The sequence below is a fragment of the Roseateles sp. genome, assembly GCF_036486225.1.
GTDB lineage: Bacteria > Pseudomonadota > Gammaproteobacteria > Burkholderiales > Burkholderiaceae_C > Roseateles.
In genome coordinates this window covers 20,874-35,204 of record NZ_DASVNZ010000427.1, presented here as the reverse complement: position 1 = coordinate 35,204, position 14,331 = coordinate 20,874, and the positions used below count along the sequence as shown (strand labels likewise).

General features: G+C 69.2%; 15 protein-coding genes and 1 tRNA gene. 5 read left to right on the top strand and 11 right to left on the bottom strand.

What is annotated here, in order from left to right; translation table 11 throughout:
• Together VF536_RS27705 and VF536_RS27700 are read left to right on the top strand one after the other, a co-directional pair.
• Window positions 1-1,869 (top strand): translocation/assembly module TamB domain-containing protein (locus tag VF536_RS27705; RefSeq protein ID WP_331618162.1); only part of this gene is annotated, 1,869 nt, incomplete at its 5' end.
• Between the two features lie 114 nt (window positions 1,870-1,983).
• A tRNA-Arg gene (locus tag VF536_RS27700) sits at window positions 1,984-2,058 on the top strand.
• 28 nt (window positions 2,059-2,086) lie between these two features.
• On the opposite strand, the gene VF536_RS27695 is transcribed toward VF536_RS27700, so the two are convergent.
• Window positions 2,087-2,428, bottom strand: coding sequence for a cupin domain-containing protein (locus VF536_RS27695; RefSeq protein WP_331618161.1), 342 nt, complete (start codon window positions 2,426-2,428; stop codon window positions 2,087-2,089).
• Window positions 2,429-2,764: 336 nt separating this feature from the next.
• On the opposite strand from VF536_RS27695, the gene VF536_RS27690 reads away from it, so the two are divergent.
• The 3 genes from VF536_RS27690 to VF536_RS27680 all read left to right on the top strand — a co-directional run bounded on the left by VF536_RS27690 (window position 2,765) and on the right by VF536_RS27680 (window position 8,650).
• Window positions 2,765-4,210 carry a S41 family peptidase gene (locus VF536_RS27690; protein WP_331618160.1) on the top strand — a complete coding sequence of 482 codons (1,446 nt, stop codon included), beginning with the start codon at window positions 2,765-2,767 and terminating at the stop codon, window positions 4,208-4,210.
• 241 nt (window positions 4,211-4,451) lie between these two features.
• The gene (locus VF536_RS27685; protein WP_331618159.1) at window positions 4,452-5,210 is read left to right on the top strand and encodes a hypothetical protein; all 759 of its coding nucleotides are present in this window, start codon (window positions 4,452-4,454) and stop codon (window positions 5,208-5,210) included.
• A 50-nt stretch (window positions 5,211-5,260) separates the two neighbouring features.
• Window positions 5,261-8,650, top strand: coding sequence for a CHAT domain-containing tetratricopeptide repeat protein (locus VF536_RS27680; RefSeq protein ID WP_331618158.1), 3,390 nt, complete (start codon window positions 5,261-5,263; stop codon window positions 8,648-8,650).
• A gap of 37 nt (window positions 8,651-8,687) precedes the next feature.
• On the opposite strand, the gene tatC is transcribed toward VF536_RS27680, so the two are convergent.
• From tatC to slmA, 10 genes are all read right to left on the bottom strand, one after another.
• The gene (gene tatC, locus VF536_RS27675) at window positions 8,688-9,482 is read right to left on the bottom strand and encodes a twin-arginine translocase subunit TatC (RefSeq protein ID WP_331618157.1); all 795 of its coding nucleotides are present in this window, start codon (window positions 9,480-9,482) and stop codon (window positions 8,688-8,690) included.
• Entirely contained in the window at window positions 9,479-9,964 is a 486-nt protein-coding gene (gene tatB, locus VF536_RS27670) for a Sec-independent protein translocase protein TatB (protein ID WP_331618156.1), read from the bottom strand. The genes tatC and tatB overlap by 4 nt, the downstream gene beginning before the upstream one ends.
• Before the next feature lie 11 nt (window positions 9,965-9,975).
• Window positions 9,976-10,206, bottom strand: coding sequence for a Sec-independent protein translocase subunit TatA (tatA, locus tag VF536_RS27665; RefSeq protein WP_331618155.1), 231 nt, complete (start codon window positions 10,204-10,206; stop codon window positions 9,976-9,978).
• 206 nt (window positions 10,207-10,412) lie between these two features.
• Complete coding sequence (locus VF536_RS27660) at window positions 10,413-10,760, bottom strand: histidine triad nucleotide-binding protein (protein WP_331618154.1); 348 nt, start codon at window positions 10,758-10,760, stop codon at window positions 10,413-10,415.
• 52 nt (window positions 10,761-10,812) lie between these two features.
• Window positions 10,813-11,214: a hypothetical protein gene (locus VF536_RS27655; RefSeq protein ID WP_331618153.1), complete on the bottom strand. Its 402-nt coding sequence runs from the start codon at window positions 11,212-11,214 to the stop codon at window positions 10,813-10,815.
• Between the two features lie 10 nt (window positions 11,215-11,224).
• Window positions 11,225-11,590, bottom strand: a complete 366-nt coding sequence (locus VF536_RS27650) for a phosphoribosyl-ATP diphosphatase (RefSeq protein ID WP_331618165.1) — start codon at window positions 11,588-11,590, stop codon at window positions 11,225-11,227.
• Window positions 11,591-11,682: 92 nt separating this feature from the next.
• Window positions 11,683-12,075, bottom strand: a complete 393-nt coding sequence (hisI, locus tag VF536_RS27645; RefSeq protein WP_331618164.1) for a phosphoribosyl-AMP cyclohydrolase — start codon at window positions 12,073-12,075, stop codon at window positions 11,683-11,685.
• A 58-nt stretch (window positions 12,076-12,133) separates the two neighbouring features.
• Window positions 12,134-12,619 carry an NUDIX domain-containing protein gene (locus VF536_RS27640; RefSeq protein ID WP_331618152.1) on the bottom strand — a complete coding sequence of 162 codons (486 nt, stop codon included), beginning with the start codon at window positions 12,617-12,619 and terminating at the stop codon, window positions 12,134-12,136.
• Window positions 12,612-13,517 carry an ATP-binding protein gene (locus VF536_RS27635; RefSeq protein WP_331618151.1) on the bottom strand — a complete coding sequence of 302 codons (906 nt, stop codon included), beginning with the start codon at window positions 13,515-13,517 and terminating at the stop codon, window positions 12,612-12,614. Before VF536_RS27635 ends, VF536_RS27640 begins: the two co-directional genes overlap by 8 nt.
• 57 nt (window positions 13,518-13,574) lie before the next feature.
• The gene (gene slmA / locus VF536_RS27630; protein ID WP_331618150.1) at window positions 13,575-14,213 is read right to left on the bottom strand and encodes a nucleoid occlusion factor SlmA; all 639 of its coding nucleotides are present in this window, start codon (window positions 14,211-14,213) and stop codon (window positions 13,575-13,577) included.
• Between the last annotated feature and the right edge of the window lie 118 nt (window positions 14,214-14,331).

Below are 14,331 nucleotides of genomic sequence, written 5' to 3'. Positions count from 1 at the left end.
TGGCGCCAGGGCGCGCTGTGGCAGGCGCGCGGGCTGACGCTCGCGCTGGAAGCCAGCCAGCAGCCCACGCCGCTGCTCAAGGCCGGACCGCTGGCGCTCGCGCTGCGGCTGGATCCGGGACTCGATCCTCGTCAGGCGACGCTGGCCCCGGGTCGGATGGAGCTGCTCGGTGCCGGCCTGCGCTGGGACCGGATGATGTGGCAGAGCTCCAACCAGCCGCACCTGCCCTCCGGCGAGTGGGACGTGCAGGCCGTGACGGAGCCGCTGGCCGCCGCGCCGGTGCTGAACAAGCTGCAGCCGGACTTCGGCTGGGGCGGCGACCTGCAGATCGAAGGCCGGTTCAAGTCGAAGCGCGACGCGCGCGGCCTGACGGTGGACGCGATGATCGAGCGCACCAAGGGCGACCTGACCGTCACCGACGAAGTCAGCACGCAGCGGCTCGCGCTCACCGACCTGCGGCTGGGCGTGCTCGCCGACCAGGGCGTGTGGCACCTGGTGCAGGGCGTGGCCGGCGAGAACATGGGCGCCATCGGCGGCGCGGTGACCTTCCGCACCGCCGGCCCGCACGCGCTGCCGACGCCGGGCGCCAAGCTCGAGGGCGGCATCGAGGCCAAGGTCGACAACATGGGCAACTGGGGCCCGTGGCTGCCGGCGGGCTGGCGCCTGGGCGGCAGCCTTGCCGCGACACTGAACTTCGGCGGCACGCTGGGCGCGCCGGAGGTCCGCGGCCAGGCCGGCGCGCAGAAGCTGTCGCTGCGCAATCCGCTGCTGGGCGTGGACATGCAGCAGGGCGAGCTCGCGCTGACCATGAGCGGCCGCGAAGCGAAACTCGAGAAATTCACCGCCCGCGCCGGCAACGGCACGGTGAACATGGACGGCACGCTGCGCTTCGGTTCGCAGCCGAGCGCGGAGCTGTCGCTGAAGGCGGACACCTTCGCGCTGCTGCAGCGGGTGGACCGGCGCGTCGTCGCGACCGGCGCGGCGCAGCTCAAGGCCAGCGCGCAGCTGCTGGACCTGAAGGGGCAGTTCGTCGTCGTCGAGGGCCTGTTCGACTTCTCGCGCGGCGATGCGCCGCAGCTCGACAGCGACGTGCAGGTGGTGCGCCAGAACGCGCCGCCCAAGGCCGTCGACGGCAGCGGCAAGCCGATGCGGCTCAAGCTCGACCTGGATCTGGACCTGGGCCGGCGCCTGCAGCTCAAGGGCTACGGCATCGACACCAAGCTGCGCGGCCTGCTGCACCTGGCGCAGGACGGCCAGCCGCGGCCGCAGATGACCGGCGAGGTCCGCAGCGAGGGCGGCACCTTCAACGCCTACGGCCAGAAGCTGGTGGTCGAGCGCGGCGTGTTCAGCTTCGTCGGTTCGCTGGACAACCCGCGGCTGGACGTGCTCGCGATCCGGCCCGACATGGAGAACGAGGCCGTGCGCGTCGGCGTGACGGTGACCGGCACGGCCAGCAGCCCGCGGATCAAGCTCTATTCCGAGCCCGACATGAGCGAGACCAACAAGCTGTCCTGGTTGGTGCTGGGGCGCTCGCCGGACAACCTGGGCCGCAGCGACACCGCGCTGATGCAGCGCGCCGCGATGGCGCTGATCAGCGGCGACGGCGAGAGCGCCAGCGACAAGCTGATCCACAACATCGGACTGGACGAGCTGTCCTTCAGCGGTGAAGGCGACGACGCGCGCGGCACGGTCGTGCGGCTGGGCAAGCAGGTCAGCCGCAACGTCTTCGTCGCCTACGAGCGCGGTCTGAACGCGACCACGGGGTCCTGGCAGGTGATCTACAAGCTGGCGCAGCGGTTCACCCTGCGGGCGCAGGCCAACGAGTACCAGCAGGGCCTGGACGTGATCTGGCAGTGGAAGTGGGAGTAGCGGCGCGAACCGCCGCCTGCGCGATGTCGTCGTCCGGGCCACTGACGACCACGGCTTCCATGCGAGAATCCGCCGCTTTCGCGGACCGGCCACACTCAGGCCGATTCACGCGGGCTCTCCGTAGTTCAATGGATAGAACGGCCGCCTCCTAAGCGGCAGATACAGGTTCGATTCCTGTCGGAGGGACCAGCGCCCCAGCAGCGCCCCTTGCAGCGTTTCAACGCTTCAGCACGATCGTCACCAAGGCCGACGCGTCCACCACGCCGGTCACCGCGTGCACCACGCCCCCTTCGAGATAACACAGCTGCCCCGCGCGCAAGGCATGGCGCTGCTCCGCGCCGTCGCGCTGGACGCTCAACTCGAGTTCGCCTTCCAGGCAGTGCAGCGTGATCTCGCCGTCGACCTTGTGCGGCGGCAGCGACTTGCCCTTGGGCAGCACGATGCGCATCACCTCCAGGCCCTCCGACTTGAACAGCGCCGAGGACGGCGTCGAGGTCAACGCGGCGCCCAGCGGCGCGACGTCGACGGGCTGGGCGGGGGCGGCATGCGGCAAGGCCATGGAACTGCTCCTGGTAGGCGGGCGACTGCGGCGCATGGGAGTCGCACCGCGGCTGGCATCGCATCGATCATGGCACCGACCGTGCCCGTCCGCATCTCCGATCCGACCGCCCCCTGCCGGAAGTCATTCCCACGGTCACGCGCCGTTGCCACGACGCGTCCGGAATGCGCGCGAAGGGCTTGCGATACGCGTAAATGCGGGGTAAACCGGCTTTTCATGCCGGGCCGGATTTTTGCCGGACACATATACTGGGAACGCCTTTGTTCCGTCCCGCACAACGGGGACGGACCATGCGGCGCCAAGCAGCCAGGCTGTACTGATTCAAGGTTTTTCATCATGGGCGCCAAACTGAAAGTCGCGGGCTGGGTCGCATTGGGTGCGATGGCCGGTGTCATGACGACGATGCAACTGCAGGCCAACGCCCGCAGCACCCCCAGCCCCCTTCCGCTCGAGGAACTGCAGCAGCTCGCCGCGGTCTTCGGGATCGTGAAGTCCGACTACGTCGAGTCCGTCGACGAGAAGAAGCTGATCAACGACGCCATCTCCGGCATGGTCAGCGGCCTGGACCCCCACTCGCAGTTCTTCGACAAGAAGAGCTTCAAGGAATTCCGCGAGAGCACCTCCGGCAAGTTCGTCGGCGTGGGCATCGAGATCGGCATGGAAGACGGCCTGGTCAAGATCGTCTCCCCGATCGAAGGCAGCCCCGCCTTCCGCGCTGGTCTCAAGAGCGGCGACCTGATCAGCAAGATCGACGACACCGCGGTCCGCGGCCTCACGCTCGACCAGGCGGTCAAGAAGATGCGCGGCGAGCCGGCCACCAAGGTCACGCTGTCGATCTTCCGCAAGTCGGAGAGCCGCACCTTCCCCGTCACGATCAGCCGCGAGGAAATCCGCGTGCAGAGCGTGCGCGCCAAGCTGGTCGAGCCGGGCTACGCCTGGATCCGCGTGAGCCAGTTCCAGGACCGCACCGTCGAGGACTTCACCCAGAAGCTGGCCGATCTCTACAAGCAGGACCCCAAGATCAAGGGCGTCGTGCTGGACCTGCGCAACGACCCGGGCGGCCTGCTCGAGGGCGCGGTGGCGATCTCCGCGGCCTTCCTGCCCAAGGGCGTCGAGGTCGTGTCGACCAACGGCCAGCTCGCCGAATCCAAGGCCAGCTACCGCGCGGATCCGGACTTCTACGCCCGCCGCGGCTCCGGCGATCCGCTGCGCCGCCTGCCCGACGCGATCAAGAACGTGCCGATGGTGGTGCTGGTGAACGAGGGCTCCGCCTCGGCCAGCGAGATCGTCGCCGGCGCGCTGCAGGACCACAAGCGCGCGACCGTGATGGGCCTGCAGACCTTCGGCAAGGGCTCGGTGCAGACCGTGCGCCAGCTGGGTCCGGACACGGCGGTCAAGCTGACCACCGCCCGTTACTACACGCCGAGCGGCCGCTCCATCCAGGCCAAGGGCATCGTGCCGGACATCCCGCTGGACGAGACCGCGGAAGGCAACGTGTTCGCCGAACTGCGCATGCGCGAGGCCGACCTCGAGAAGCACCTGCACGGCTCGGACGAGAAGACGGAAGAAGCGCGCTCCAAGGAACTGGAGAAGATCCGCGAGGAACGCCGCCAGAAGCTGGAAGCCGACTACGCCAAGCGCGCCGAAGCGCCCAAGCCGCTGCCCGAGTTCGGCAGCACCGAGGACTTCCCGCTGCGCCAGGCGCTGAACCAGCTGCAAGGCAAGCCGGTCGCGGTCTCGAAGATCGCGCAGGAACGCAAGGCGGAAGCGAAGACGGAATAAGTCTTCCCCGACCTCCAGGCCAGGACGCCTGGCACGCCCACAGCACCCGAGCCAGCATCGGGGGCGAGAGGACTTCAGACACCCCGGTGACGCCAGTTGCCGGGGTGTTCTTCATGGCGCTCCCCCTAGTTGATACGGTTGTCGCCGCCGTCCTTCCCCGGCTAGTCTCCGTGGCGGCGTCTGGATCCCCCAGGCCTCCCCGCTCCTGCGTGCCCTCCCGTCCCGCTTCCGGAGAATCCCCATGGCGCTGCACTCCCGGTACACCGAAGGCGTTCACGACGAACTCAACTATCTCGCGACTTGGCTGCCCACGGTGCCGCTCGCGCCGGGCGACGTCTGCACGCTGGAGGACCTGCAGTTGCAGAAGGTCGGAACGCTCGCCGATTTCGGGATCGCCTTCGAGGCCAAGGACGCACCGGTGAAGACCGACTTCGAGTACAGCTCCGCCGACGAGGTGTCGATCAACATCAAGGCCGCCGGCCAGGCGCCGATCGCCGGATCGGCGCTCGCCATCGAGGATGCCGGCTTGACCGTGCGCTTCGCCAATGCCGGCGCGGTGCTGTTGCGGCTGGCCGGCTGCACCTCGCGGCAGATCGCCAACCTGCATGCGGTGGGCCAGCAGGTGCTCGCCCTGCATCGGCAGGACAAGTGGCCGGAGGGCTATGTGGTGATCACCGAGACGGTCACGGCCGGCGCGTCGACGATCCTGATCTCGCAAGGCAAGGACGCCAGCCTCGACCTGAGCGCCAAGGGCGGCGTGCAGGCCGGCACGGTCACCCTCGCGAGCCTGGATGCCGGCCTCCAGGTCAAGCGCGAAACCCGGATCGGCGCCAAGTTCATCGCCGAGCCGGGATTGACGCCGCTGGTCCTCGCCAGCGGCGTGCGCAAGCGCTTCCTGCGTCCGGACGACTTCCGCACGCGTGAAGCGCCCCAGGGCGAGACAGCCGCGTTCGACTTCGTCGCCGTCGACTATCCGGTCGCCGCCGGGTCGTCGGACTGACGGACTGAGGGACTGACGGACCGACGCCGCCGGCGACTGCCGCCATCACCATGAACGAGGACGCCCCGAACGCCAACACCGCGTCCGAGGCGCAGGCTGACGTGGAGGCGCGCATCGCGGCGCTGCGCGCCCGGATCCAGGAACGCGCGGCCGCGCAGGACTGGCCGGGCGCCGCCGACGACGCCTACGCACTGGGGCGGCTGTACGACGACGAGCATCGCTTCGAGGAGGCGGTCGACGCCCACGTGGCGGCCTTCGACCAGCGCCACCGATGGCTGGGCCCGGACGACATCCGCACCAACCAGAGCTGCTACGAGGTCGGAGAGCTGAGCCGGGTGCTGTACCGCTTCGAGGAGGCCGAGTACTACTTCGTGCGCGCGCTCGACGTCGAAGGCGTGAATCCCGTCGGCGGCGATTTCACGGCCAAGCTCTTCAACAACCTGGCCGAGGTCTACACCAGCCTCGGCCGGTACGACGATGCCGAGCCGCTGTTCGCCGAAGCCTTGCGGCGGCGCGTGGCGGCCGGAGGCGAGGACGGTGAGCGCGCCTGGCGCACGCGGGCCGCCATCGCGCGCATGAAGCTGCTGCGCGGCGGCGAGGCGGGCGCCGTCCTGGCCGAGGCGCAAGCGGCTGTCGACAGGGTTCACGGACCGGCCCAGTCGACCTGGCTGATCCTGCTGGCCGATGCCCGGCTGGCGAGCGGCGATACCGAAGGCGCGACCTCGCTCTTTTCGGCGTTCCTCCCGCAGATACCGGCCAGCGAGATCGGCCGCGGCATCCCTTTCGAGGTCTACCTCGAGTTGCTGCGCGGCCTGCTGATCGGCCTGTCGGTCGGACAGTCGGTCGGACAGTCGACCGGGCAATCCTGGGCGCAGGTGATCGAGACCGCCTCGGCGCTGCCCGACATCGCCGAGCGCCAGCTCGTCGGGATGCTGCGGCGGTCGGCCGAGGTGCAGGTCAGCCGCGTCGTGGGACGGCTGCTCGATATCCAGGCGCTGTGGCTGACGGCGCTGTGGCGCGACGGGGTTGTCGAGGGGCCGGCCGTCACCGCGGCCTTCGGTTTCGTGCAGATGATGAAAGGGCTTCGGACGCGTTATGTGCGCCTGCGCCAGCCCGGCAATGCCCAGGTTCAGTGGCTGCACGCGCCGCAGGACGAGGCCCGCCTCGCCGAGCGGTGGCGGAAGGTTCGGGAGCTGGAAGAGGCCCTGGTCCAGTCGCGTCTGGCCGCACCGGATCGCCGGCACTGGGAACGCGACTTCAAGACCATCGCCCGGCGTGCGCATCTGCGATCGCTCGAACGCGAAGCGGCGCAGGGCGTGGGCGACCTGGAGGCGATGTTCGACTTGCGTCCGATCCACGGCGCCGAACTGCCCGAGGACACCGCGGGTCTGGAGATCGTTTTCGTGCCCGACGTGGTGGGACGGCATCTCGTCGCGCCGGCGCCGGTGGACCACTACCTCGGCTTCGCGCTGGTCGGCGGCAAGGAAGCGACGCCGCAGCTCGTGCACCTCGGGCTGGCGTCCGAGGTCGATCGCGCGGTCGCGGAGATGCGCCGCTCGCTCGTCGACGATCCGCCTGCGGCGCCAGGTCTTGCCCGGCCCGCCTGGATGCGTCTGGCCGGCTTCCTCGGCAAGCGGCTGCTTCATCCCTGCTGGACACGGATCGCGAGCGCGCGGCATCTGCACGTCGCGGCCGACCGCGCCTGGGCCGCCGTGCCGCTCGACCTGCTGACGACCCCCTCGGGCCAGGCGCTCGGCGAGTCCATGTCGATCAGCGGCTGCCTGCGTTTGAGCGAGGCGGCGCGGCGCGACGAGCTCGTCCGTCGCGGCGGGGAACCGCTCGTGCTTGCCGGCCCGGACTTCGATCTGCCAGCGGCCTTCACGGCCGCGCGCGGACGGTCGTGGGTCCATGACGAACTGGCCGGCCTGCTCCCCGAAGGCGGCTTCGGCGCGCTGCCGGGCGCCGCCGACGAGGGGGCTGACATGGCGCGCCTGCTCGGCGTCGAGGCCTTGACCGGTGTGTGGGCGCTGCGTCAGGAGCTGCTGGCCAACGGCTCTTCCGAACTGCTGCACATCGCCACGCACGGCTTCGTCCTGCCGGGCGAGCGTGAGGATACCTTCGGGCTCTCCGCGCCCATCGGCAACGCGCTCCAACGACGCAGCGTGCTCGACGATCCGCTCCAGCGCTGCGGCCTCGCCTTCGCCGGCGCGAATGCCGCGCTGCTCGGGCGCCCGCTGCCGGAGCCGGTCGGCGACGGCATCGTCTACGCCTCGGCCATCCAGCAGCTGAACCTGCAGCAGACCGACCTGGTCGTGCTCAGCGCCTGCCGCTCGGGCCTGGGCGAGCTCACCGACGGCGACGGCGCGCACGGGCTGCGGCGGGCCTTCCTGGCCGCCGGCTGCCGGTCCGTCGTCGCCACGCTGTGGGACATCCCGGACGACAGCAGCCGGCTCTTCTCGACGAGCTTCTACACGGCCGTGCTTGCCGGCCGATCCCGGATCGAGGCGCTGCGCGAGGCGCGCGATCTGGTGAAGGCGCAACACCCGCTGGATCCGCTGCACTGGGCGGGGTTCGTGCTGGACGGCGACACCGGTCCGCTGCGGCGATTCCACCCGCTGGCGGACCTGAAGGTCGCCTCATTGAACTTCGCCCGCTGGATGGCCTCCGACGCCGATCGCGACCAGGCGATGCGCGGCCTGGCCGCCAGCATCGCCACGGGCGGCGACGACGGGGAAGTGCGGACGGTGCAAGCCCTTCGACAAGCCATTCGACAAGCCCATCGACAAGCCATTGCCGAGGCCGGATCGCCGCAGTCGGACACGGCCGGCCTGCTGGCGCGCCACGCGGATCTGGCCAACCACCTCGGCGATCATGAGCGCGCCATTGCCGATTACCGGCGCGCACTGGACGAGCAAGGACTCAGCGAAACGCGGCAGCTGGCCTTCCGCTACAACATCGCCAAGATCCACCAGCAAGGCGGCCGGGACGACGAGGCGGTGACGGGCTACACACAGCTGCTGGACCAGGGTCCCGATGCGGCGTTGCGCGCGACTGCCCTGGTCAATCGCAGCATGGCGCACTGGGCGCTTGGCGACACGGCTGCGGCGTGCGCCGATGCCGATGCCGTCATCGCCGACGCGCAGGCGCCGGTCATCCAGCGCTGGATGGCGTGCCTCAATCGCGCCGGGTTCGTCGCCGAGGCCGATCCCGCAGGCAGCCTGGCCAACGTCGAGACGGCGCTGTCGCTCGAGGTCGAGGTGGAGGCTTCGGAACGAGCCCGTGTGCGGGTCTTTGCCGTCCAGTTGATGCTGCGCACCGGGCAGGACGCCCGGGCGCGAAGCGAGATGGCGGCGCTGGACGGGCTGGCGGAACTCGATGCCGAGTCCCGCGGGCTGCTGGCGTCCTGCCAGGCCGCCGCGGGCGGTGCGCCGGCCGGGTGAGCCGGCTGAGTCGGCTGAAGGCGTGTCGCCGCCAGCGTCAGCCGGTGGTGCCGTTGCTTTCTTCCGCCTCGGCGTCCGGCGCCTTCGAGTATCTGGCGAAGGCGTTGGCGGCCCAGAGGCCGACCTCGTAGAGCAGGCACATCGGGATCGCCAGCGCGAGCTGCGAGACGATGTCCGGCGGCGTGATCACCGCCGCGATGACGAAGGCCAGCACGATGAAGTAGCCGCGGAACTGCTTGAGCTGCGGCACCGTCACCAGGCCCATGCGCGCCAGCACGACCACGACCACCGGCACCTCGAACGCGGCGCCGAAGGCGATGAACATGTTCATCACGAAGCCGAGGTAGGCCTCGATGTCCGGCGCGGCGGTGATGCTCTTGGGCGCGAAGCTCTGGATGAAGGTGAAGACCTTGCCGAAGACGAAGAAGTAGCAGAACGCCACCCCGGCGAAGAACAGCAGCGTGCTCGACACCACCAGCGGCATCACCAGCCGCTTCTCGTGCGAGTACAGACCCGGCGCCACGAAGGCCCAGACCTGGTACAGCACCACCGGCAAAGCCAGCAGGAAGGCCGCCAGCAAGGTGATCTTCAGCGGCACGAGGAAGGGCGACAGCACGTTGGTCGCGATCATCGAGCTGCCCTGCGGCAGGTGCGCCACCAGCGGCATCGCCAGCAGGTCGAACAGGCTGCCGGGGCTGGGCCAGACGCACAGCAGGCCGAACGCCACCCCGACCGCGAGCAGCGCCCGGATCAACCGGTCGCGCAGCTCCATCAGGTGGGATACAAAGGGCTGTTCGGTGCCGGCCAGTTCGTCTTCTTGGGGGCTGCTCATGGGGCTCGGCGGGAAGGTCGGAAGCGCGCCACGCGGGCCGCGCCGGATTGGGCGTGGCGACGCACGCCCTGCTGCTGCTTGTACCAGACCGGTGTGGCGCCCCGCTTGAGGCGCCAGTTCTTCTTCGGATGCGCGTAGACCGGGACCGGACCGCCGTAGCCCCCGATCGTGCCGTCCGCGTTCGAGCCGTCCACGGACAGGTCGGACCAGGTGGACTGCATCGACTGGTTGGCGGCGTCCATCTGCTCCTGCACGCTGGACTGCACGTCGTTCACGGCGGTCTGGAACTGGCCCTTCATCTTCTGGAGTTCCTCCAGTTCGATGGACCGGTTCACCTCCGCCTTCACGTCGGACACGTAACGCTGCGCCTTGCCCAGCAGCGTGCCCACCGTCCGCGCCACGCGCGGCAGGCGCTCAGGGCCGAGCACGACCAGCGCCACGGCGCCGATCAGCATCAGCTTGTCAAAGCCGAAATCGACCATGCGGGCCGCGCTCAGCTGCGCGTCTTGGCGTCGACGTCGACGGTGTTCGGATCAGCCGCCTTGTTGGTGTTGGCCACCTGCTGCGGCGGCGCGTCGGGCGAGGTGCCGTCCTTCATACCGTCCTTGAAACCCTTGACGGCAGCACCCAGGTCGCCGCCCACGTTGCGCAGCTTCTTGGTGCCGAAGACGGCGATGACGACGACCAGCACGATCAGCCAGTGCCAAATGCTCAAACCACCCATGACAATCTCCAGAGTCGGAAGCCGAAATTCTACGGTGCGCGCATGACAGGCATGTCGGCAAACAACGCCCGCCCCTCCCCGCTTCAGCGGCTTATGGGCCCGTAACCTACCGCTGGACGAACGGCCGGGATCGGAAAACCGATCGCTGCGGCCCGCTCATCCCACGGCGGCAACACACAGAGGCGACCTGCAGATGAGGCCGATGCTCAGCCTTTCAACCAGGGGCGCGGTCCGCCGATGGCGTGCATGTGGAGGTGGAAGACCTCCTGCCCGCCATCCGAACCGGTGTTGATCACGGTCCGGAAACCGTTGGTGACACCGAGTTCCTTCATCAGGCGCGGCACCAGCACCGACATCTTTCCGAGCAGCGCCGCATGCTCGGGCTGCAGGTCGACCATGCTGGCGATGTGCTGCTTGGGGATCAGCAGGAAATGCACCGGTCCCCACGGATGGATGTCGTGGAAGCCGAGGATGTCGTCATCCTCGTAGACCTTCTTCGAAGGAATCTGGCCCTGGACGATCTTGCAGAAGAGGCAGTGGGGGTCGTGGCTCATGGTCGGCGACGGTGAGGATCGGTCAGCGGGGCACCGGTCAACGGGGCACCCGTCAGCGGGGCATGGGCCGGCGGTCGTTCATCGCCAGCCAGCCCCGCACGATGCGGTAGAGGAACCAGATCGAGATCGCGCACCAGGCGATCCAGCCGGGAATGACGAACAGGAACCACAGCGGGATGGTGACGACGTAGAGGATGCCGCACCACAGCACGCTGCGCAGCCGCCACGAGAAGTGGGTGGCCTGCCAGGTCCCGGCGGCCTCGTCGCGTTTGACCAGGTCGACGATCACCGCCACGATCAGCAGCACGATGCTGGCCTGCACGCCGGGCAGCAGCGCGCCGATCGCGACGACCGCGTGCAGCACGTAGCTGATGATGCCGACGCTGCGCAGGCTCGCCTCGCGTTCGGGATCGAGGACGACATCGGGCGACTGCGGTTCGAACGACTGGGTCATGCGCTCTCCTTCATGCGTTCCCCGGCGCGGGGCTTCTGCGGGCGAATTCCTCGAGGCCGGACAGGCCTTCGCGACGGGCCAGTTCGGCCAGCACCTGTTCGGGCCGCAGGTCGAGGGCCGCCAGCGCGACGATCGAGTGGAACCACAGGTCGGCGACCTCGTAGACCAGCTTGTCCGGCGCGCCGTCCTTGGCGGCGAGCACGACCTCGGTCGCTTCCTCGCCCACCTTCTTGAGAATCTGGTCCAGCCCCTTGGCGAACAGCTTGGCGACGTAGCTCTTGTCGGGATCGCCCTCGGCGCGGCGTTGGGCGACGACATCGCCCAGGTGCGCCAGGACGTCGGTGCCGTTCAGCGGCGCCTTCGCCGGATCGGTCAGCAGGGCCGTCACCGCGGGCGACGGGCTGTCAGGCGGGAAGACGGAGTCCGGCGCGTCGGGCCTGTCGGGCATGTCGGGGGGGGCCATCGCGCTCATGCCTTGTAGATGCTGGCCGGGTCCTTGAGGACCGGCTCCACCGCCGTCCACTGCCCGTTCTCCAGCTTCTGGAAGAAGCAGCTGTGGCGGCCGGTGTGGCAGGCGATGCCCGGTTCGTGGCCGTGCTGCGTGACGCTCAGCAGCACGACGTCGTTGTCGCAGTCCAGCCGGATGCCGTGGACCTGCTGCACGTGGCCGGACTCCTCGCCCTTGTGCCACAGCCGCTGGCGCGAGCGACTCCAGTAGACCGCCTCGCCGACCTCGGCGGTGCGGGCCAGCGCCTCGCGATTCATCCACGCGAACATGAGGATGTCGTTCGAGCCCTGCTCCTGGGCGATGACGGGCACCAGCCCGTCGCGGTCCCACTTGATCTGATCCAGCCAGTCCATCGCGGCAGTGTAGTCCGCGGTCGAGGCGGCGACACCGGTCACGCCATCGGTCGTGCCTTCAGACGACATGGGTCGCCCCGACATGGAAACGCTCGGCGGCGAACCACTGCAGCACCGGAATCGTGCCCGGCAGCACCGGCTGCACCTGCACCGGCAGGTGCTGCCAACTCATGGACTGACCCTCGCGCATCTCGAACTCGCCCTGCCACTCGTACACCTTGCAGAAGTGCAGGCGCACCTTGGCGTGCGGGTACTCCATCAGCTCGATCTTCCAGGGCGTCGCCGCGCCGATCGTGATGCCGAGTTCCTCGTGCAACTCGCGGCGCAAAGCCTGCTCGACCGTCTCGCCGGCCTCGAGCTTGCCGCCCGGGAACTCCCAGTACCCGGCGTAGACCTTGCCTTCGGGGCGCGAGGTCAGCAGGAATTCGGTCTCGCGGCCGTTCGGCTCGCGGCGCACCAGCACACCGACCGCCACGTCCACCGGCACGCGATCGCTCGCGGCGGAGGGGCTGTGCGGGTTCGCGGATTCGTTGTTCTCAGTCATGGACTTGCCCCTGCCCCGCCAGGTCCCGGGCGAACTGGTACGCGACACGGCCCGAGCGCGAGCCGCGCTCCAGCGCCCAGATCAGCGCCGGCTGGCGCGCGGCCTCGATGCGGGCGGCGTCCAGGCCGAAATGCGTCAGCCACTGCGCGACGATGGCCAGGTATTCCTGCTGGCTGAAGCTGTAGAAGCTGATCCACATCCCGAAGCGCTCGGACAGCGAGATCTTCTCCTCCACCGCCTCGCCCGGATGCACCTCGACGTTGCCGTCGCGCTCGGAGTAGGTGGTGGCCAGGTTGTCCTTCATCTGCTCGGGCAGCAGGTGGCGGCGGTTGCTGGTCGCGTAGATCAGCAGGTTGTCGGTGGCCGCGGCGACGGAGCCGTCCAGCATCGACTTGAGCGCCTTGTAGCCGGCCTCGCCTTCGTCGAAGCTGAGGTCGTCGCAGAAGATCACGAAACGTTCGGGCCGGTCGGCGACCAGGTCGGCCAGGTCCGGCAGATCGACCAGGTCGCCCTTGTCGACTTCGATGAGGCGCAGACCCTGCCCGGCGAACTCGTTCAGGCAGGCCTTGATCAGCGAGCTCTTGCCGGTGCCGCGCGCGCCGGTCAGCAGCACATTATTGGCGGGCTGGCCCTGCACGAACTGGCGCGTGTTGCGCAGCAGGCGCTCCTTCTGCGGCTCGACCTCCTTGAGGTCGGCCAGGCGGATCGCGGAGAGGTGCTTCACCGGCTCCAGCCGGGCGCTCGCGCCGCGCTTGCGGTAGCGGAAGGCCACGGCCGCGTCCCAGTCGGGCGGCGTCAGGGGCTGGGGCAGCACGGCCTCCAGGCGGGTCAGCAGCGCGTCGGCGCGTTGGAGCACGGCGACAAGGGCTTCAGTGGCGTCGGGAGCATTGGTGGCCATAGCCACCGAGTGTAGGCGGCGGCACCAGGCGTTCGGGGCGCCTGGCGTCGCGAAAGCTCAGGCGAGCATTCGCATCGCGGCATCCAACTGTTCGGTCGGAAGACGCTTGAAGCCGGAGCGCGCATAACGCTGCAGCCGGCCGATGATGAAGCTCACCAGCACCGAGGCCTGCGCCTGCGCCTCGACGGTCGGCGTGGTCGAGCCCGAGGCCTCGGCGGCGGTCCTGAGTCCCTGCCGCAGCGAGGACTCGACCTTGTCGAAGAACTGGTTCATGCGCGCGACCAGGCGCTCGTTCTCGTAGACCAGCGCGTCGCCGACCATCACGCGGGTCATGCCCGGGTTGCGCTCGCCGAACTGCAGCAGCACCGCGACGATGCGCTGCGCCTGCGCCAGCCCATCCGTCTCGCGCTCGGCGATCTGGTTGAGCAGCGAGAAGATGCTGGTCTCGATGAATTCGATCAGGCCCTCGAACATCTGGGCCTTGCTGGCGAAGTGGCGGTAGAGCGCCGCTTCGCTGACCTCGAGCCGCGCCGCCAGTGCGGCTGTGGTCACCCGCTCCGCGCCGGGCTGCTCCAGCATGCTGGCCAGCGTCTGCAGGATCTGCACCCGGCGCTCGCCCGGCTTGAGCCGCTTGCGAGGCAGCTCCGCCGGCTTGGCGGCGGCGGAGTCCGGGATGTCCGAGGAGCTGGGGTGCATGGAGGGGGCCGAAGTGTGCGGCGATTCTGGCACAGCCGGAACGCCGCCTTGACGCCGATGCCGGACGTCGTACGCCAACTCCCCGAGGCCGGTTTCCGGCTCATTCTGGAAGGACCAC